The organism is Minwuia sp. IMCC3060 (assembly GCF_029909435.1).
Lineage (GTDB): Bacteria > Pseudomonadota > Alphaproteobacteria > Minwuiales > Minwuiaceae > Minwuia.
Map to the genome: position 1 here is coordinate 1,756,181 of NZ_CP123782.1, position 19,957 is coordinate 1,776,137.

General features: G+C 64.1%; 18 protein-coding genes. 16 read left to right on the top strand and 2 right to left on the bottom strand.

Annotation, left to right across the window (positions count from 1 at the left end):
* On the top strand, positions 1–957 hold the full coding sequence (locus tag QGV54_RS08330; RefSeq protein WP_281017310.1) for a GDP-L-fucose synthase: 957 nt from the start codon (positions 1–3) through the stop codon (positions 955–957).
* Positions 958–1,021: 64 nt separating this feature from the next.
* On the top strand, positions 1,022–1,774 hold the full coding sequence (locus QGV54_RS08335) for a glycosyltransferase family 2 protein (RefSeq protein ID WP_281017309.1): 753 nt from the start codon (positions 1,022–1,024) through the stop codon (positions 1,772–1,774).
* A 119-nt stretch (positions 1,775–1,893) separates the two neighbouring features.
* On the opposite strand, the gene glnA is transcribed toward QGV54_RS08335, so the two are convergent.
* Entirely contained in the window at positions 1,894–3,303 is a 1,410-nt protein-coding gene (gene glnA / locus QGV54_RS08340) for a type I glutamate--ammonia ligase (protein ID WP_348637623.1), read from the bottom strand.
* An 81-nt stretch (positions 3,304–3,384) separates the two neighbouring features.
* Positions 3,385–3,723 carry a P-II family nitrogen regulator gene (locus tag QGV54_RS08345; protein ID WP_281017307.1) on the bottom strand — a complete coding sequence of 113 codons (339 nt, stop codon included), beginning with the start codon at positions 3,721–3,723 and terminating at the stop codon, positions 3,385–3,387.
* Between the two features lie 466 nt (positions 3,724–4,189).
* Here QGV54_RS08345 and QGV54_RS08350 point away from each other — a divergent pair, with 466 nt between their 5' ends.
* From QGV54_RS08350 to QGV54_RS08415, 14 genes are all read left to right on the top strand, one after another.
* Positions 4,190–5,005 (top strand): hypothetical protein, encoded by an 816-nt coding sequence (locus QGV54_RS08350; protein ID WP_281017306.1) that lies wholly within the window; start codon positions 4,190–4,192, stop codon positions 5,003–5,005.
* An 83-nt stretch (positions 5,006–5,088) separates the two neighbouring features.
* Entirely contained in the window at positions 5,089–6,288 is a 1,200-nt protein-coding gene (locus QGV54_RS08355; RefSeq protein WP_281017305.1) for a hypothetical protein, read from the top strand.
* Entirely contained in the window at positions 6,285–7,607 is a 1,323-nt protein-coding gene (locus QGV54_RS08360; RefSeq protein WP_281017304.1) for a hypothetical protein, read from the top strand. Before QGV54_RS08355 ends, QGV54_RS08360 begins: the two co-directional genes overlap by 4 nt.
* 128 nt (positions 7,608–7,735) lie before the next feature.
* Positions 7,736–8,725 (top strand): lytic murein transglycosylase, encoded by a 990-nt coding sequence (locus QGV54_RS08365; RefSeq protein ID WP_281017303.1) that lies wholly within the window; start codon positions 7,736–7,738, stop codon positions 8,723–8,725.
* 39 nt (positions 8,726–8,764) lie between these two features.
* Positions 8,765–9,766 (top strand): septal ring lytic transglycosylase RlpA family protein, encoded by a 1,002-nt coding sequence (locus QGV54_RS08370; RefSeq protein WP_281017302.1) that lies wholly within the window; start codon positions 8,765–8,767, stop codon positions 9,764–9,766.
* Positions 9,767–9,819: 53 nt separating this feature from the next.
* The gene (locus tag QGV54_RS08375) at positions 9,820–10,956 is read left to right on the top strand and encodes a D-alanyl-D-alanine carboxypeptidase family protein (RefSeq protein ID WP_281020133.1); all 1,137 of its coding nucleotides are present in this window, start codon (positions 9,820–9,822) and stop codon (positions 10,954–10,956) included.
* On the top strand, positions 10,949–11,617 hold the full coding sequence (tmk, locus tag QGV54_RS08380; protein ID WP_281017300.1) for a dTMP kinase: 669 nt from the start codon (positions 10,949–10,951) through the stop codon (positions 11,615–11,617). The genes QGV54_RS08375 and tmk overlap by 8 nt, the downstream gene beginning before the upstream one ends.
* Entirely contained in the window at positions 11,614–12,729 is a 1,116-nt protein-coding gene (locus tag QGV54_RS08385; RefSeq protein WP_281017299.1) for a DNA polymerase III subunit delta', read from the top strand. The genes tmk and QGV54_RS08385 overlap by 4 nt, the downstream gene beginning before the upstream one ends.
* Positions 12,730–12,798: 69 nt before the next feature.
* On the top strand, positions 12,799–14,406 hold the full coding sequence (gene metG, locus QGV54_RS08390; protein ID WP_281017298.1) for a methionine--tRNA ligase: 1,608 nt from the start codon (positions 12,799–12,801) through the stop codon (positions 14,404–14,406).
* A gap of 5 nt (positions 14,407–14,411) precedes the next feature.
* Positions 14,412–15,188 carry a TatD family hydrolase gene (locus QGV54_RS08395; RefSeq protein ID WP_281017297.1) on the top strand — a complete coding sequence of 259 codons (777 nt, stop codon included), beginning with the start codon at positions 14,412–14,414 and terminating at the stop codon, positions 15,186–15,188.
* A gap of 2 nt (positions 15,189–15,190) precedes the next feature.
* On the top strand, positions 15,191–15,949 hold the full coding sequence (locus tag QGV54_RS08400) for an MBL fold metallo-hydrolase (protein WP_281017296.1): 759 nt from the start codon (positions 15,191–15,193) through the stop codon (positions 15,947–15,949).
* Between the two features lie 181 nt (positions 15,950–16,130).
* Positions 16,131–17,102, top strand: a complete 972-nt coding sequence (locus QGV54_RS08405; RefSeq protein ID WP_281020134.1) for an aldo/keto reductase — start codon at positions 16,131–16,133, stop codon at positions 17,100–17,102.
* A 114-nt stretch (positions 17,103–17,216) separates the two neighbouring features.
* Positions 17,217–18,359 (top strand): FAD-dependent monooxygenase, encoded by a 1,143-nt coding sequence (locus QGV54_RS08410; protein ID WP_281017294.1) that lies wholly within the window; start codon positions 17,217–17,219, stop codon positions 18,357–18,359.
* The gene (locus QGV54_RS08415; protein ID WP_281017293.1) at positions 18,356–19,957 is read left to right on the top strand and encodes a benzoate-CoA ligase family protein; all 1,602 of its coding nucleotides are present in this window, start codon (positions 18,356–18,358) and stop codon (positions 19,955–19,957) included. The genes QGV54_RS08410 and QGV54_RS08415 overlap by 4 nt, the downstream gene beginning before the upstream one ends.

Here is a 19,957-nt window from a genome sequence, read left to right on the forward strand (position 1 = left end):
ATGACCGCTGCTTTCGAGATGCGGGGGCGACGGGTCTTCGTTGCGGGTCACAAGGGCATGGTCGGCAAGGCCATCGTGCGACGTCTGACCCGCGAGGACTGCGAGATCCTGACAGTCGACCGGTCCAGTCTGGACCTGCGGGACCGCACGGCAGTGAAGACCTGGCTTGCAGCGAACAAGCCGGATGTGATTGTCGTCGCAGCAGCAAGGGTGGGGGGCATCCATGCCAACAATACCTATCCGGCGGATTTCATCAGCGAGAACCTGGAACTGCAGTCGAGCCTGATCAGCGGCGGATTCGAGACCGGCGTGGCCAAGTTGCTGTTCCTCGGCTCCTCCTGCATCTACCCGCGGGAGGCGCCACAGCCGATCCGGGAGGATGCGCTGCTGACCGGGCCGCTGGAGCCGACCAACGAGCCCTATGCCATCGCCAAGATCGCAGGCATTCGTCTCTGTCAGGCCTACCGCAGGCAATATGGCGCCGACTTCATCTCCGCCATGCCGACCAATCTCTACGGCCCGGGTGACAACTTCCATCCCGACAACAGCCATGTGGCCGCTGCACTGCTGCGCCGCTTCCATGAGGCCAGGCGTGATGGCGTGGAGACCGTGACGGTCTGGGGCACCGGTCGTCCCCGGCGGGAGTTCCTGCATGTCGATGACATGGCTGACGCCTGCATCCATCTGCTGCGCACCTATTCGGACCACGATCATGTCAATGTTGGCTGCGGCGAGGACATCTCCATCGCCGACTTCGCCCGGATGATCCAGCAGACCGTCGGACATGCCGGCGAGCTGGTGTTCGATGCGACCCGGCCTGACGGCATGTATCGCAAGCAACTGGATGTCGCGAAACTGACGGGACTTGGCTGGCGGCCGCGTATCGGTCTGTCGGAAGGTCTTGCCGGATACTATAATTGGTTCCGTGCCAATATCGAGAACGTGCGGGAACGCTGATGGACCCTGGATGGTGCCGGAGTGAGTCATCCGGCGATGCCTGTGCCGACCGGAAAGCCCGAGCATGAAGATCTCTGTCGTGACGGTCTGCTTCAATTCGGCCGCGACCATCGGCTGGACGGTGGAGTCGTTCCTGAAGCAGCAGTGGGCCGACAAGGAACTGCTGATTGTCGACGGGGCCTCCCGCGATGACACGCTGAAGATCGTGCAGAGCTTCGGCGATCCGTCGATCCGGATCAGCAGCGAGCCTGACAGGGGCATCTATGATGCCATGAACAAGGGGCTGCAGCGCTTCAGCGGGGACGCGGTGGGGTTCCTGAACTCCGACGACAGGTATCGCGATCCCGGCGCGCTGACGGCCATCGCCGAGACCCTGGCCAGTCACGACGTCGCCTATGGTGACATCGATATCGTGGCGGACCATGAGTCACGGCGTCTGGTACGTGCCTGGCGCAACACGCCCTATCGTCCCGGCGGCTTTCGTCTTGGCTGGATGCCTGCCCATCCGGGGTTCTATGTCCGGCGGGCGGTCGCGGAAACGGTTGGGGAATTTGACCTGACCTGGCCCAGTGCCTCCGACTACGACTGGATGCTGCGCGCCATGGAACTGAACGATTTCAGGGCAGGGCATGTTCCCTATGTGCTGGTCGACATGGCCAACGGCGGCTACAGCAGCAGCGGCATCCGTGCCTTCCTGCGTGGCAATATGCAGAGCCTGCAGGTCCGCCGCCAGCGCCTGGGCAGCGGGCTTGTGGACCGTGCCCTGTTCGCCAAGCCCCTGCGCAAGATTCCGCAGTGGCTCGGTCGCTCATCGTGAGCATCCGTCAGCCCTGACCGCACACCAATCCGAACCGGGCCGCGATCCCTCAACGAAGAAGGGGCCGCAGCGACTGGCTGCGACCCCTTCCCATTCGTACCCGTTGTCTGAAAGCGGGATCAGACCGAGTAGTACATCGCGAACTCGACCGGATGCGGTGCATGCTCGAAGCGGTAGACCTCTTCCCACTTCAGTTCCATGTAGCCGTCGATCTGGTCGTCGGTGAACACGTCGCCCTTCTTCAGGAACTCGCGGTCGGCGTCCAGGGCCTGCAGGGCTTCGCGCAGGGAGCCGGCAACCGTCGGCACCTCGGCCAGTTCCTCGGGCGGCAGGTCATAGAGGTTCTTGTCCATCGGATCGCCCGGATGGATCTTGTTCTCGATGCCGTCCAGGCCAGCCATCAGCATGGCCGCGAAGGCCAGGTACGGATTGGCGGTCGGATCGGGGAAACGGACCTCGACGCGCTTCGACTTCGGACCGGAACCGAACGGGATACGGCAGGAGGCGGAGCGGTTACGGGCCGAATAGGCCAGCAGCACAGGAGCCTCGAAGCCCGGGATCAGGCGCTTGTAGGAGTTGGTAGACGCATTGGTGAAGGCATTCAGCGCCTTCGCATGCTTGATGATGCCACCGATGTAGTACAGCGCCGTCTCGGACAGGTCTGCATAGCCGGAACCGGCGAAGGTCGGCTTGCCGTCCTTCCAGATCGACATGTGCGTGTGCATCCCCGAGCCATTGTCGCCCGAGACCGGCTTCGGCATGAACGTCGCCGTCTTGCCCCACTGATGGGCGACCTGATGGATGACATACTTGTAGATCTGCATGCCGTCAGCGGTCTTCACCATGGTGTTGAACCGGGTGCCCAGCTCGTGCTGGCTCGGCGCAACCTCGTGATGGTGCTTCTCGGTCTCGAGGCCCATCTCGCGCATCACGGTCAGCATTTCGCCACGGATGTCCTGACCGGAGTCGACCGGCATCACCGGGAAGTAGCCGCCCTTGACCGGGGGACGGTGGGCCATGTTGCCGCCTTCCAGCGCGGCGCCGGAATTGTGCGGCGCCTCGACGTCGTCCAGGATGTAGGACGTGTTGTGCGAACCGGTGGTGATGCGCACGTCGTCGAACATGAAGAACTCGGCCTCGGGACCGAAGAACGCCGTGTCACCGATGCCGGTGTAGGCCAGATAGGCCTCGGCACGCTTGGCGGTGGTGCGCGGGTCGCGGCCGTAGCCTTCGCCCGTCGAGGGCTCGTGAATGTCGCAGAACAGGATCAGCGTCGGCTGAGCCGTGAACGGATCCATCACCGCGGTGGAGGCGTCGGGCATCAGCGCCATGTCGGACTCGTTGATGGCCTTCCAGCCCGCGATCGACGAACCGTCGAACATGATGCCTTCCTCGAAGAAATCCTCGGAGAAGTCCTGTGCATCCATGGACAGATGCTGCCACTTGCCGCGCGGATCGGTGAACCGCACGTCCACATAGGCGATCTCGCCCGATTTGATCTGTTCCATAACGCTTTTGACGTCAGACATTTTTCACCCTCTGAAGTGGATAACCAACCTGTCGATATGTTGCGGCCCGTCAATGGACCCCAAACCTGCGGCTCGGACGCGTCAGACCGCGTCGACCCCTTTCTCGCCCGTGCGGATGCGGATGACTTCCTCCACCGCCGACACGAAAATCTTGCCATCACCGATGCGGCCCGTGTGGGCAGCCTGCTGGATCGCCTCCAGCGCGCGCTCGACCATGCTGTCCTCGACCACGACTTCCACCTTCACCTTCGGCAGAAAATCGACGACATACTCGGCGCCGCGATACAGTTCGGTGTGACCCTTCTGACGACCGAAGCCCTTTGCTTCCGTCACCGTGATACCCTGCAGGCCGACCTCGTGAAGGGCTTCCTTCACCTCGTCCAGCTTGAAGGGTTTGATGATTGCCTCGATCTTTTTCATCAATGTTTTCTCGGCATCCTGTGAGCAGTACGTTTCCTCACGCAACCACACGGTTACGCCAGAAGAGAATAGCATGGCTCATGCCATCCGCATCGTGCGGAAAAATTCAATAAAAGCAAATTGTTAGCGGATCATGCCAAAATCTTGCGCAGATTTGTTGCCTGATAAATGCGCAACATGCCCAATCACTAGGCAATTGAGCCGGATATTATCCGGGACCGATGCCGTATCCCGTGCCCGTTGCCGCGGGGAACCGCCGGGCGATATCTGAGCCGCCCCTCTGGGCATCGTGTCGCTCCGGCGGCTTTGCCCTGATCCCGCGAATTTGAACAATGCTGACCGGAGTCCGTTCGACACTGCGTCACGGACAGATTACCTGACAAGGTGAGCCCCTGCGGCATGCGCATGCGGAATGATGCGGGGCGGACAGTCGATCGAACAGCAACACGGGCCGGGAGTGAAGCGGATGAAGCAGGCCAGCGCGGCAGACAGGTTCACCGGGGCCGGTCCTGCGCTCAGTGATCACTGGGTGGGGGAGATTGCGGATGCGGAAGTCGATCTGAGGCTCGACCCGGCGCGCCTGCTGGACGGTTGCGATCGTCACCGGCTCGAACGGATGCTGGCCGCCGCCGACGAGCTGCTGGACATCTACCGCGTGATCGCAAAGACGGAAGACAATATCGTCGGCCTGCTGCTGAAGCAGTCCGAGACGTTCTACGAATGGGACCACTATCCGAAGGGCGACGTCTACGACCCGGAGACGCACAGCCAGTACTATTACCATGCCCATCGGGGCGCGACGGGGGAGCACGGACACTTCCACACCTTCCTGCGGGCCAGGGGCATGCAGCCGGACGTGCGCCCCCTGCCGCTGGAGCGTGACGAACCCTGGCCTGCGGGCAATGACGCGCTGGCGCATCTGGTGGCCGTGTCGATGAACGCCTTCGGTGTGCCGACGCACCTGTTCAGCACCAACCGCTGGGTCACGGGTGAGACCCTCTACAGCGCCCATGACGTGATCGCGATGCTGGACCGGTTCGAGATGGATCTGATCTGGCCCGAGTGGCCGGTCAATCGCTGGCTCATTGCGTTGATGGTGCTGTTTCGCCCCCAGATCGAGGCACTGCTGCACCGCCGTGATGCGGTGATCCGTGACCGCATGCGGAGGGCGGGCGGCGCGGATGTGCTGGAGGATCGGGGACTGGAGATCACGGCTCTTACCCGGATCGATGCGGACCAGCAGATAGCAGCCATACGTGCAAGGCTTGGCCGCCAGGTCTGACGGTTAAGCCAATTTTTGCCATTGCGACCTAGCCTTCGTCCGACTGCGCATTCTGTGCGGGTTGAGTACGGGCGAGGACGGACGTGGCGACAGAATTGAAGGCATCGGCGGCTGCGGTTCAGGACGGGACGGGTACGCTTGCGCCGGTGACGGCCGCCCAGAAGGCCGCGCATGCTCGGCGCAGTCACTATGAACCCAGCACCTTCCTGGAGCGCGGGACGGTCATCCCCTTCACGACCCGTGCGCTGGCGCAGTGCAGGGTGCGGCTTGATGACCGGGAAAGGCTGGAGGTCGTCCTGCCCGGGTTTTCGGGCAGCAAGGGTGTCTATGTCACTGCCTTCACCAGCCTGCCGGAAATCACGACACTTTCTGTCCATGACCGCACGCTGACCGAGATCGTCGCGACCGAGAAGGTCGTCACGCCAACAGGCATTCGGCGTTGCTGGCTGGAACTGGCAACCACAGGCATCGGTGGCCAGGGACTGGCGGAGCAGGCGCGGGAGGAACTGGCCCGGGCCGCCGAAGTCCAGGTCTCCACCCGGATCATGCTGCTGCTCGACACCGTGCGCCGCGGGGGCGGTGAGATCGGGCAGGAACTGATTGCCACGATGGCATCGACGGAGGGGCGGTCGCAGGTCCGCACCATGCTGGGTGGTGCCGCATCCCGGGCAGGCATCGATGCCGTCGCGATTGACCAGCATATCGAGGACCTGGCTGAACTGCTTGGCACTCTGGGCCTTCGGTCATTGCCAGAGCCCGGAAGGCTGCGGCATCTGCACACGCGGATGCAGGAATTCTCCCACGCCATCGACAACTGGGGGCGGACCACTGTCTCCGATCTGGCGCATATCGGACGCTTTGCCGCCATGTCGGCTGACCATTCCGCCGGGATTGCCGGGCGTGCGATTGCCGAGGTCGATCGCATTCTGGCCGATCCGATCCGCCTGATGGCCCGTTGGGACTCCAGCCAGAAGAACCTGCGCGGTTACCTCCTGCGCATCGCCTGGCTGCTGGATGGCTGGGACTACGTGCTGCGTATCTGGGACGACGCGGTCGCCGAAAGGATGGCGATAGATGTCGCCGTGAAGGAGATCGGGCGGATCATACCCATTGTTCCGGCCCGTGAGGTCGATGCCGATGCGGGACGGCGCTCCGTCGAACTCTTCAGGGAATACCGCAGCCGCGTCCGGGTTTTCGAGGACTGGCTGAGTGGTGAACTGGACGAGGACATGCGCGCGAGACCGGAGAGCCAGACGGCCGGGCAGGGGGAGGAGCACCGATGACCGGACTCGTTTCGGCCGAGGAACTGGAACAGCGGCTGTTCACCCTGCAACCGAGACAGTTCCTCGAGCTCTACCGGCTCTACGAGAAGCTGGGCAACAAGGCGAACGTGCAGCCGGAGATGCAGATTCTGAGGCGCAGGCTGGTGCGGATGCGTCCGGTGCGGGCACTGACGCTCTCGCGGCTGCTCTGTCAGCCGTTCGAGGAGTTTCTGGTCAACGAGGCGACGGGCGACACCGGGCTGATCATGCGGCGCTCCTGCACGGCGATCGCGCGGCTTGTACGGCGGAAGCTGGCACCGGAGCTGCTTCGGCGGTTCGAGCAGCGGCTGCTGCATCTGAATCAGCGTCCCGAGGACCGTGCCGGACAGATCCTGCTCGGGCGGGAGGTATGGAAGGCGGCCGCGGCCGCGCTGGCCGAAGTGCGGTGTGGACCCGCGCGTTCGCCGGAAGACCTGCGGCGACGGTTCGGGCTGATCACCGGGTGTCTGGAGATCGGCGAGGCGATGGTGAGCCTGTCACGGGGAATCCCGGAAGGCCGCGTCGATACGCTGGACGACAGCGGGCGGAAACTGCTGGTGAAGCTGTTGCGGGGGTTGCCGCATGACCGGACAGGACACGCCCGCTATCTGATGGCCATGCTGACCCGCCGCCTCGAGAATCCCGCCAGTGTCATCCAGATGCTGGCAAGGGAAGACCGGAACCTGCCTGGTGCGACACGGCAGAACCTGATCCGCGTCATTCGCGGGGAGATCGAAAGCAGCATCGGCGCAAGTGCCGCTGCACTCTTGGTCGGTGAGGCAGGAACCGGGGAAAGCGTGCGGCGCGCGGAGCGCTTGCTCGACAGGCTTGGCCAGATCAAGGCGTCCGGGACAGCAACCCCGAAGACGGACAGGGCCGCACGTGACATTGCCGACACGCTGGGCAGCATCGAAAGACTGATCAGTGTGGAAACCCTGCAGCAGGATCGTCAGGAACAGATCCGGCAACTGCTGCCAACCGAACTGAGCGCCGGGCTGGAACATGCCGAGACCTACCGTGAACTGGAGAGCGAGATCGACAATGTCATCCGGCTGGGTGACCGGATCGACACGCTGGGCGTCGACAATCCCCTGAGACAGCGTCGGGACAGGCTGCGTCGGGACATCGATGGTCGGCGAGCCGAAATGATGCGACGGCTGGCAGACACACCCGCCGACCCGGAGATGCAGGCGCGCGCCCGTGCAGGCTTCTACGGCCTGGTGCGCATGGTCGAGATGCTGGACGGACCGAAGGCAGCCGAGAACATGCGGCGCGATGGAGATCGCCTGCTCGCAGGATGAGCGTTTGCGGCCGCGCGCCAGCGGTCACCGGTGCGTGACTTCCCGAATCATCGGCAGACCCGGATGATGGCACCATACTGGTTCAGGGGTGAGTGATGCGTTGGTCTGCGGTTCTTCTTGGTCTTGCCATGATGTGGACTCTGCCTCAGGCCGTTGCGAAGGCGGACGAAGCGCCACCCCCCTTTGATGCCTGGCTGGATGGTGTCCGGCAGGAGGCGCGGGAGAAGGGGATCGCCGAGGAGACGATCCGGGTGGCCCTGACGGGTATCGAGCCGGTGCGCCGCGTGGTGCAGCGCGACCGCAACCAGTCCGAATTCAAGCTGACCTACCAGATCTATCACGACCGGCTGCTGACGCCGACCAACATCCGCGTCGGGCGCGGCAAGCTGGAGAAGCACCGGGCACTGCTTGATCAGATCGCGGCGGAATATGGCGTGCAGCCGCGCTTCATCCTAGCCATCTGGGGCATGGAGACCCGCTACGGCGCGGTGAAACCCACGATGCCGGTCATACCTGCGGTCGCGACCCTGGCCTATGACCGGCGGCGGTCCAGCTATTTCAGGCGGGAACTGTTCCAGGCCCTCCAGATGATCGACCAGGGGCTGATCCCCCATTCGGAGATGCTGGGTTCATGGGCCGGTGCCATGGGGCAGCCGCAGTTCATGCCGTCCAGCTACATGGCCTATGCCCGTGATCATGACGGGGATGGCCATCGCGACATCTGGTCCAACGAGGCCGATGTGTTCGCCTCCATTGCCAACTACCTGTCGAAGCATGGCTGGCACGATGACCAGACCTGGGGCAGGGAAGTGACCCTGCCCGCCGGAGCCGCCTTCCGCGCGGCCATACCCGCGCCACGCACGGGCTCTGGCTGCCGGGCCATCGACAGTATGTCCGGCGCCATGGGTCTGGCTGACTGGCAGGCGCTTGGCGTGCGGCGCGCGGACGGATCCGACCTGCCGACCCGGAACCTGCCTGCGTCGCTGGTGGAACCTGATGGTGCGGACGGTAAGGCCTTTCTGGTCTACCGGAACTATCAGTCGATCCTGCGGTACAATTGTGCGCACCTGTACGGGCTCGCCGTCTCGCAGCTTGCCGACGCCATAGGCCGCAGATAGACTGGGCGAATCACGCTGGCGAGCTTTGGAGCGACAATCATGGGAAGCCACCAGGCAGCGATAATCCGGTGGCTCGCTGCCGCCGTCGTTCCGGTCCTACTTTTCGCTCTCGGGGGCTGTGCCGAGACGACCCTGGCCATCCACGGTGCGAAACAGCTTGCGCAATCGGATATTTCCGGCACTACCAAGCGGCAGATCGATTCGGCCAAGGTACGACGTGCCAGTCTGCGTCCCTATCAGATCAAGGGTGTCTGGTACTACCCGGCGGAGATGCCCGACTACGACGAGACCGGCATTGCGTCCTGGTACGGCGACCCGTTTCACGGTCGCGCCACGGCGAGCGGTGAGATCTATGACAAGCGGATCGTGACGGCGGCGCACAAGACCCTGCCCCTGCCCAGCACGGTCCGGGTCACCAATCTGGAGAACGGGCGGGTGCTGACGGTGCGGGTCAATGATCGCGGTCCCTTCGTGAACAACCGCATCATCGACATGTCCCATCGGGGCGCCCAGTTGCTGGGGTTCGAGCGTCAGGGCATCGCCCGTGTCCGGGTGGAGGTCGTGGGGTCGGACGACGACCGCTTTGTCCTGCGCCCGGTCAAGACCCCCAACAATGAGAAGAAGGCAGTGGCGGCGGCCCCCAGGAAGTCGGTCAAGGTCGCCTCCCTGCCGCCGCCGGCCGGCGCAGACGGCAATGCCGCGCTGAACCAGTCGAAGCCTGTGGTGCGGAAACCCGTGACCAGCAAGCCGCTGACAGTCGAGACACCGGCGGAGGGCAGTATCGACGACGTTCGGGTGGTGCCGACAACCCCGACAACCCTCTTCGTGCAGGCCGGATCATTCACCCAGTTCCAGAACGCCGACCGTCTCAGGTCCCGGCTCTCTGCGGTCGGGCCGGCCTTCATCGATCATGTGCTGGTTGATCAGCGGGATTTCTTTCGCGTCCGCCTGGGTCCGATCGATACGGTTGAACGGGCAGACCAGCTTCTGGATCTCGCACTGAATGCCGGGGCGGATGACGCGCGGATCATCGTCGACTAGACTGACGCCGTCATCGTTCATTCCCATTCGAACCGCGCTGAGGTCACTTGCTCATGCCCTTGAGACTGTTGTCCATCCTGCTGCTTTCCGTACTCGCCTTCGGCGCGCCGTCACGGGCGGCTGATTTCGAGACCCGGGCCCGGCATGCCGTGGTCATCGACTTCGAATCCGGCCAGACGCTGTTCGAGAAGGATGCGGATCGGCCCATTCCAACGGCGTCGATGAGCAAGCTGATGACCATCTACATGCTGCTGGAACGCATCAAGAGCGGTGCGCTCAGCCTGGATGACACCTTCCCGGTGAGCGAGAAGGCATGGAAGAAGGGCGGCTCCAAGATGTTCGTGGAGGTGGGCAAGCAGGTCCGGGTGGAGGATCTGCTGCGTGGCATCATCGTGCAGTCGGGCAATGACGCGAGCATCGTCGTCGCCGAGGCGCTTGCCGGCAGCGAGGATGCCTTTGCCGAACAGATGACCCGCCGCGCGAAGGAACTGGGGCTGGAGAATACCGAGCTGCGCAATGCCACAGGCTGGCCCGACCCGGAACATCGGATGAGTGTGCGCGATCTGGCCAAGCTCGCCATGTTCATGATCCGGAACTTCCCGGACTTCTATCCGATATTTTCCGAAAAATCATTCACTTACAGTGATATCACGCAACGGAACCGCAACCCGCTGCTGTACCGGAACATTGGCGCGGACGGCCTGAAGACCGGTCATACCGAGAACGCCGGGTACGGGCTGACGGCCTCTGCCATTCGTGGCGATCAGCGCCTGGTCATGGTGATCGCGGGGCTGGACAGTTCCAGGCAACGCGGTGACGAGGCGGAGCGTCTGCTGAGCTGGGCGTTCCGGACCTTCGCGACATACCGGCTTGGAAGTGCCGGAGAGACGGTTTCGGAGGCTGAGGTATGGCTGGGGCAGTCGACGAAGGTACCCCTTATGCTGGGGGACGATCTGCTGGTCAGCATGGCCAGGGCGGATCGTGCCCGCATGAAGGTGGAGGCCGTCTATGACGGTCCGGTACCGGCCCCGGTATCGAAGGGGCAGCAGGTCGGTCGCCTCGTGGTGACGGCTGATGGTGCCCGCATTGCCTCTGCCCCGCTGCTGGCGGCAGATGATGTGGCGCCGCTGGGACCGCTGGGCCGCATCGGCGCGGCCCTGGCGCATGTCATCTGGGGTTCGGGTGGCTGATCGCGCCGGAGCGGGATCTGCCGCGCGCGGGCTGTTCATCACGTTCGAGGGCGGGGAGGGTGTCGGCAAGTCCACCCAGACCGCGCTGCTGGCGGATTGCCTTCGGGCTCGCGGCCATACCGTCGTCACGACGCGCGAACCCGGCGGCACACCAACCGCGGAGACCCTGCGGAACCTGCTGCTCGATCCCGCCCAGGACCTCGATGCGGTCGAGCAGGTCCTGCTGCTGAACGCCGCCCGGCACAGCCACATGCGCGCGGTCATACTGCCTGCGGTCGACCGGGGGGAGATCGTCATCTGCGACCGTTTCATCGATTCAACCCGCGCCTATCAGGGCGCGGCTGGCGGGCTGGATGACGCGACGCGACCGGACCTGATCATGGACCTGCACCGCATGGTCATGCAGGGGCGGATGCCTGATCTGACGCTCATTCTGGATGCCCCGATCGAAACCGGGCTGGGCCGTGCCGCCGCCCGCGCCACGGCAACGGATCGCTTCGAGACCGCCCAGCGGCAGTTTCACGAGAAGCTGCGTCAGGGTTTCCTCGACATTGCCGAACGCGAACCGGAACGGTGTCATGTGATCTCCGCGAGCGATCGGCAGCAGGACATTGCCGCCCGGATTCTCGACCTGGTGCTTTCGAGGCTTGGACAGCCATGAGCGAAGAGGCGACGCGCCCCGCACCGGACGAGATTTCGGAGTCACTGCACCCCGCGCTGACCACACGCGTTCACGGCCATGCGGAGGCCTGGGATACCCTGGCGGAGGCAGCGGCCGGGAACGGACTGCATCACGCCTGGCTGCTCACCGGTATGGCCGGGACGGGCAAGGCCACGCTGGCCTACCATTTTGCCCGCAGCCTGCTGTCCGGGGAGTCGGGTGGCGGCCTGTTCGGCGCATCGGCACCGACACTGCATGCGGACAGGGATGATCCCCTGTTCGTGCAGGTGGCCAGCGCTTCGCATCCGAACCTCACGATCCTGCGTCGCGCCTGGAACCACGAGAGGAAGCGCTACTACACGGAGATCCGCGTCGATGACGTGCGCCGCCTGACCTCCTTTCTGGGGCAGCGGGCCAATCTGAAATCGCGCCGGGTTGTCCTGATCGATGCGGCGGATGACATGAACCGCAATGCGGCCAATGCCTTGCTGAAACCGCTCGAGGAACCGCCTGCGGACACGATCTTCATCCTGGTCTGCCATGCACCGGGCAGCCTGTTGCCGACCATCCGGTCGCGATGCCGTCGCCTGTCGCTGGGGGATCTGACGCAGGCGCAGGGGCTGGCGGTCATGGCGGATGCGAATCCGGAGATCGGGGAAGCCGCGGCATCGCTGCTGCTGCAACTCGCCAATGGCTCGCCCGGTCTGGCCCTGCGGCTGGAGGCGGCGGGTGGAGAGGCGCTCTATCGCCAGCTTCTCGCCGCCCTGGTCTCCGCGCCCCGCATGGACCGCGCAGCGGCGCAGAAGCTGGGCGACATGGTTGCAAAGGCCGGGCAGGGGGAGATTGCCTTCGGACTGCTGATGGACCTGCTGGACGGGTTCCTGAAACGTCTGGTTCAGGCACCGTTTCAGGATCTGGCGGCCAGCCAGACGGAGCGGGAACTGATGCAGCGCCTGACCCGGGGCAGTCTTGATCAATGGTTCGAGGTATGGGACAAACTCGCGCGGCTCAGGGAGCGTACCGGGGCCGTCAATCTGAACCGCAAGGCTGTGACCCTGTCGATCCTCTCGGATTTCGAGGAAGCGGCCCGGGTCAGTACGGGCGAGAGATAGCGCCCAGGCGGTTGCAGGACCGGAATATGCGCACACAGGGCGTCAGCCGACGCCGATCGGGAGAGACGGATGACCATCGACGCTGCAGCGCAGGGCAGCGGGGCAGAGCAGAGCGAGGGCCAGGGCCGTCCGTTCTATATCACCACCCCGATCTACTATGTGAACGACCGCCCGCACATCGGACATGCCTACACTACGCTTGCCTGCGATGTGGTCGCGCGCTTCAAGCGGCTGGATGGCTTCGACACGTATTTCCTGACCGGCACGGACGAGCATGGGCAGAAGGTCGAGAAGTCGGCCGCAGCCGCCAATACCGATCCGCAGGATTTCTGCGACCGGGTGGCGCAGAACTTCCGCGACATGATGCCGATCCTCAACGTTTCCAACGATGACTTCATCCGCACGACGGAGGAACGCCACGTCCGTTCCGTGCAGGAACTGTGGCGGCGGCTGCAGGAGTCGGGGGACATCTACCTCGGCAGCTACTCCGGCTGGTACGCGGTGCGCGATGAGGCCTTCTACGGCGAGGATGAACTGACGAAGCAGCCGGACGGCACCCGCATCGCCCCCTCCGGCGCGGAAGTCGAGTGGGTGGAGGAGCCGAGCTATTTCTTCCGCCTGTCCGCATGGGGCGAGCGTCTGCTGGCGTTCTATGACGAGAACCCGGATTTCATCATGCCGACGGCGCGCCGCAACGAGGTCGTCAGCTTCGTGAAGGGCGGGCTGCGCGATCTCTCGATCTCCCGCACCAGCTTCAGCTGGGGTGTGCCGGTGCCGGGCGATGATGCGCACATCATGTACGTCTGGCTGGACGCGCTGACCAACTACATGACGGCTGTCGGCTATCCGGATACCGATAACGAGCTGTTCGCGAAGTTCTGGCCTGCGGACGTTCACATGGTGGGCAAGGACATCCTGCGCTTCCACACGGTCTACTGGCCTGCATTCCTGCTGTCTGCCGGTCTGCAGCCGCCGAAGCGGGTGTTTGCCCATGGCTGGTGGACCATCGAGGGCGAGAAGATGTCGAAGTCACTCGGCAATGCCATCGCGCCCGAGGAACTGGTGGAGACCTACGGCCTGGACCAGACACGCTATTTCCTGCTGCGGGAAGTGCCCTTCGGCAATGACGGCGACTTCTCCCGCGAGGCCATGATCCACCGCACCAATGGTGACCTGGCGAACGATCTCGGCAATCTGGCGCAGCGGGTGCTGTCCATGGTCTTCAAGAACTGTGAGGGCGCGCTGCCGCAGCCGGGACCGTTCACCGATGACGACAATGCCCTGCTGGACCTGGCTGGCGGGACTCTGGCCCGGGTGCGGGCGGAGATCGACGTGCAGGCGCTGCACAAGGCACTGGCGGCGATCTGGGAAGTATGTGGCGCGGCCAACCGCTACGTCGATGCCCAGGCTCCCTGGACGCTGAAGAAGACCGATCCCGACCGCATGAAGACCGTGCTCTACGTGCTGGCGGAAACCGTGCGTCGGGTCGCGATCCTGATTCAGCCCATCATGCCGGATGCGGGGGCAAACCTGCTGGATCAGCTCAAGGTGCCTGCGGACGCACGCGCCTTCGTGCATCTGTCTGCGGCCTACGCGCTGACCGGTGGCACCGCCATCGACAAGCCGGTTCCGGTCTTCCCGCGCATCGTGGTCGAAGACGCCGCCGCGAAGGGGTGAGGGGCATGCTGGTCGATTCACATTGCCACCTGGACTATCTGGCGCGCGACGGCGACCTGGACGATGTGCTGACCCGTGCCCGCAACGCCGGCGTCTCGCCCATGGTCACGATCTCCACCAAGCTGCGGGAGTTCGACATCGTCCGGGGTATCGCGGAGCAGGCCGATGATCTGTTCTGCAGCGTCGGCGTCCACCCGCACGAGGCGGAGAGCGAGCCGGACACGACCACCGCACAGCTTGTCGATCTGGCCCGCCACCCGAAGGTCATCGGCATCGGTGAAACCGGTCTCGACTATTACTATGACCACAGCCCGCGCGATGTTCAGCGGCGCCTGTTCCGGGCGCACATCTGTGCGGCGCGTGAAACCGGTCTGCCCCTGATCGTCCACACCCGGGATGCAGAGGCCGACACCATCGACATCCTGCGCGACGAGATGGACAAGGGCGCCTTCACCGGCGTGATCCATTGTTTCAGTGGCACGCGCCAGCTTGCCGACCGGTCGCTGGAACTGGGTTTCTACATCTCCATATCCGGCATCGTGACCTTCAAGTCGGCGGAGGACCTGCGCCGCACGGTGGAGGCCGTGCCGCTCGAGCGTCTGCTGGTCGAAACCGACAGTCCCTACCTGACGCCGGTACCGAAGCGCGGCAAGCGCAACGAACCCGCCATGACCGCCTACACGGCGGCGAAGGTGGCGGAAATCAAGGGCGTGAGCGCGGAAGAGGTGGCCGCGCAGACGACGCGGAACTTCCGCAGCCTGTTCACCCGGGCGGAATTCTGAACATGCGTGTCACGATCCTTGGCTGTGGCAGTTCCGGTGGCGTGCCGCGTATTGGCGGCGAATGGGGCGTGTGCGATCCACACGAACCGAAGAACCGTCGTCGCCGCTGCTCGATCCTGGTGGAGCATGAGGGCACGCGGGTGCTCGTCGATACCTCGCCGGACCTGCGGGAGCAGTTGCTGGATGCCGGAGTGACGGATCTGGAGGGGGTGATCTGGACCCATGATCACGCCGACCAGACCCACGGGCTGGACGACCTGCGGGTGCTGGCGATCCACAACCGCCGCCGGATCGAGGTCTGGGGCGATGCGGAGACGCTTGTCCGGCTGAAACGCAAGTTCGGCTACTGCTTCCCCGACGAGGCCTCGGCGGCCTATCCGGCTATAGTCAACGACCATCTTATCGACGGCCCGCTGCAGATCGGAAACCTGCCGATCCTGCCCTTCTGGCAGGACCATGGCACGATGCCGTCGCTGGGCTTCCGGTTCGGCGATGTCTCATATGCCAATGATGTCGTCCATCTGGACGATGCGGCGTTCGAGGCGATGGCGGGCAGCCGGGTGATGATCGTCGATGCGCTCCGCTATCGTCCGCATCCGACCCACGCCCATCTGGAGCGGGCGCTGGAGTGGATCGAGAGGGTCGGACCGGAGCGGGCCATCCTGACCAACATGCATGTCGATCTCGACTACCGCACCCTGAAGGCTGAACTGCCTGACGGGGTCGAGCCGGCCTATGACGGCATGGTCATCGAAGCCTGAAACGACCGCCTCTGACAGGCATGTCGACCGATGCCGTCTTGACGCCGCGATGGATCACCTTTGCGGATTTTCTGCATCATTTTTGAGCGCGAGCCCATCCCTGTGCAACACTGTCGACACAACAGGGACCGGCCGACAAACGGTTGCTGGCAAACAGGCAGGATCAGGGGTGGGGAATTCGATGAAATACAAACTGCTGGGCGCCACGGGCGTCAGGGTTTCGGAGCTTTGCTACGGCACCATGTCCTTTGGGGGCGATGCGGATGAAGCGGAGTCCGGCCGCATGTATGCGGCCTGCCGCGACGCGGGGATCAACTTCTTCGACAGTGCCAACGTCTATTCCAGCGGACGTTCGGAAGAGATTCTGGGGCGCTTGATCGCCGGCGAACGTGATGAGGTGATCATCACGTCCAAATGCACCGGGGTCGTGGGGAAGGACGTGAATGCCCGCGGCAGCAGCCGCCGCCATGTCGTGCGTCAGGTGGAAGAGAGCCTGAGGCGTCTCGATACCGACCGTATCGACGTGCTGTTCATGCACCATTTCGACGAAAGCCTCCCCGTCGAGGAAGTTCTCCGCGGCCTCGAGAACGTCGTGCAGTCCGGCAAGGTTCTCTACATCGGTGCCAGCAACTATGCAGCCTGGCAGGTCGCCAAGGCGCTCGGAATTTCGGAACGGCGCGGCTGGGCGCGTTTCGACGTGCTGCAGCCGATGTACTCGCTGGTCAAGCGCCAGGCCGAAAGCGAGATCCTGCCCATGGCCCTGTCGGAGAATCTCGGCGTCATTCCCTACAGCCCGGTCGGCGGTGGTGCCTTGAGTGGCAAGTATGGTGTGAAGCAGAAGCCCGAGCAGGGCCGTCTGGTCGCCAACGAGATGTATGCCAAGCGCTACAGTGCCGAAGGGACCTACGAGACCGCTGCCGCGTTCACCGATTTTGCGAACAATGCAGGGATTCACCCCGTCAGCCTTGCCGTCGCCTGGGTCGCCGGTCATCCAGGGGTCACAAGTCCGATCATCGGTGCCCGCAATGTCGAACAACTGCGTCCGGCACTTCAGAGTGTCGATGTGGATATGACACCCGATCTGCGGGCAGAGATCTCCGGCCTTTCCAAGGCCCCGCCGCCCGCGAATGACCGCTTCGAGGAACGTGTCTGAGCCTGCAACTGAAGGCGCATTCCGGCCAGATCAGATTCATCTCTGACCGGTCTGGGCGTGCCGATTGGATCGTGCCAGTCTCCGGGGCGATGCTTGATGGGGGGAGCGGATCAGGTGACAGGGTTGAAACACGTCGAGATTCTGGGGGGTGGTCCTGCCGGGCTTTATGCGGCCATCCTGCTGAAGCGGGCATGGCCCGGCATCTCCGTCCGGGTGACGGAGCAGAATCCGGCGGACGCGACCTTCGGCTTCGGTGTCGTCTTCTCCGATCAGGCGCTCGATTTCCTGCGCGCCGACGATCCTGAAACACATGACCTGATCACGCCGCGGATGGAGCGGTGGCGCAACATGACCCTTTCCCATGCCGGGGATCGTGTCACCCTGGACGGGATCGGCTTCGCGGCGATCGGGCGGCTGGAACTGCTGCAGATCCTGCAGGGACGGGCGCGTGATGAGGGGGTCGAGCTGCACTATGACACGGTTATCAACTCTGTGGACGATCTGGATGCCGACCTGATCATCGGTGCGGACGGGCTGAATTCGCTGGTCCGGTCATCGGATGAGAACGGGTTCGGCCCGACGCTGGAGCACTTCGCGAACCGCTTCGCCTGGTTCGGCACCACACAGCCCTTCGATACGCTGACGCAGAGCTTTGTCCGCACCGACAGGGGCACGCTGAATGCCCATCATTACCGCTATCAGCCGGCAATGAGCACCTTCATCGTCGAATGCGATCCGGCGACATTTCACGCGCATGGCTTTGACCGGATGAGCGAGACGGAAACCGCGGCGGCCTGCGAGGAGATCTTCCGGGAGCCGCTGCAGGGCGCGAAACTGATCTGCAACCGCTCCCTCTGGCGGCAGTTTCCGCGCCTGTGGTGCCGCAACTGGGTCAGCGGAAGCCGGGTCATCCTGGGGGACGCGGCCCACACGGCACATTTCTCCATCGGCTCCGGCACCCGGCTGGCCATGGAGGACGCGATTGCGCTGGTCCGGGCGTTGCAGGCCGACAGTGACCTGGAGGCTGCCCTGAATGCGTTTCAGGCCGCGCGTCAGCCCATCGCGAAGAAGATCGTCGATGCCGCCAATACCTCCGCCGCCTGGTACGACCGGTTCCCGGAGAAGATGACGCTGGCGCCGCTCGACTTTGCCTTCGACTACGTCACCCGTTCCGGCCGGGTGGACATGGATCGCCTGCGAAAGCTGTCGCCGGAGTTCATGACCCGGTACGAGGCCGCAGGGGGAAAGGGCGCATGAACACGCAGATCATCGATCCGGTTGGTGAAACTCCGGGGGCTGCGGAGATCGGCTTCGACAAGTCGGCTCACCCCAACTGCAGCGCCATCCTGTTCGATAACCTGCCGACCAATGCCGACCGGGTGGCCGTCACCGGCCCCGCCGGTACCCTGACATACGCCGAACTGTGTGCGGAGGCGGGGCGCTGGGGCAATGCCTTCAAGGGTTTCGGGCTGGAGCGTGGCGAGCGCATCGCGTTCTTTCTCGACGACACGCCCACCTATCCGGCGGCATTCTTCGGCGCGGTCCGGGCCGGCTTCGTGCCGGTCCTGCTCAACACGCTGACCACGCCGGACCTGCTGCAGTTCTTCCTCGCCGATACCGACGCCCGGATTGCAGTGGCGGAGGCCGAGTTCACCGACCGTTTCAATGCCGGGACCATGGCGGGCACGAAGCTGGAGCGCGTGGTCATCGCCAATGGCAGCGGCGATCTGCCCGCGAACAGCCAGCACGCCAGCGCGTTCATTGCTGGTCAGTCAGACGAACTGCCGGTCGCGGATACCGGTCCTGACGACATGGCATTCTGGATGTATTCCTCCGGCTCCACGGGGCGGCCCAAGGGCATCGTCCATCTGCATCACGACATGGCCTATACGCAGCAGTCCTTCGCGGAGAAGGTGCTGCAACTGCGGCCCGATGACCTGTGCTTCTCGGTGCCGAAGATCTTCTTCGCCTACGGCTTCGGCAATGCCTTCACCTTTCCCTTCTCTGTCGGGGCGACCACTGTTCTGATGCCGGGGCGGCCCGATCCCGCTGCGGTGCTCGACTGCATCGAAACCTTCCGGCCAACGGTGCTCTACGGCCTGCCGACGCTCTATACCGCGATCTGCCGGACACCGGGCGTGGCTGAACGGGACCTGTCATCGCTGAGGCTCTCCATGTCGGCGGCGGAAACCCTGTCGGAGGATATCTTCAACGCCTGGCGGGACCTGACCGGCCTCTGCCCCATCGAGGGGCTGGGGTCCACGGAGGTGCTGCATATCTATCTCTCCAACACCCAGGCCGACCAGCGTATCGGTGCCGCCGGCCGCCGCGTGCCAGGCTACGAGGTGGAACTGCGCGACCGTGACGGAAACCCGTCACCGGACGGGGAGGAGGGGATCATGTGGGTGCGTGGTTCGTCCTCCGCCCCGTGCTACTGGAATCGTCCCGACAGGACCGCCGAGACCATGCGCGGAGACTGGATCAATACCGGAGACCGCTTCCTGGAGCAGGATGGCTACTATCAGTTTCAGGGGCGTGCCGATGACCTGATCAAGGTCTCGGGCCAGTGGGTCTGGCCGCTGGAGGTGGAGCGCTGCCTGAACGAGCACCCGCACGTCCATGAGTGCGCCGTGCTGGCGCATCAGCTTCCCGACCGGCGGATGGCGCTGCGGGCCGTCGTCTGCCTGCGCGACGGACACGCGGGGGACGAAGCGGAGGTCAGGCTGCTGCAACAGCACGTGCGTGAAGCCTTGCTGCCGTTCAAGTATCCCCGCATCGTGGAGTTCGTGGCCGAGATGCCGAAGACGGGAACGGGCAAGATCGACCGTCAGGCACTTGTTTCTGGGGAGGGATAA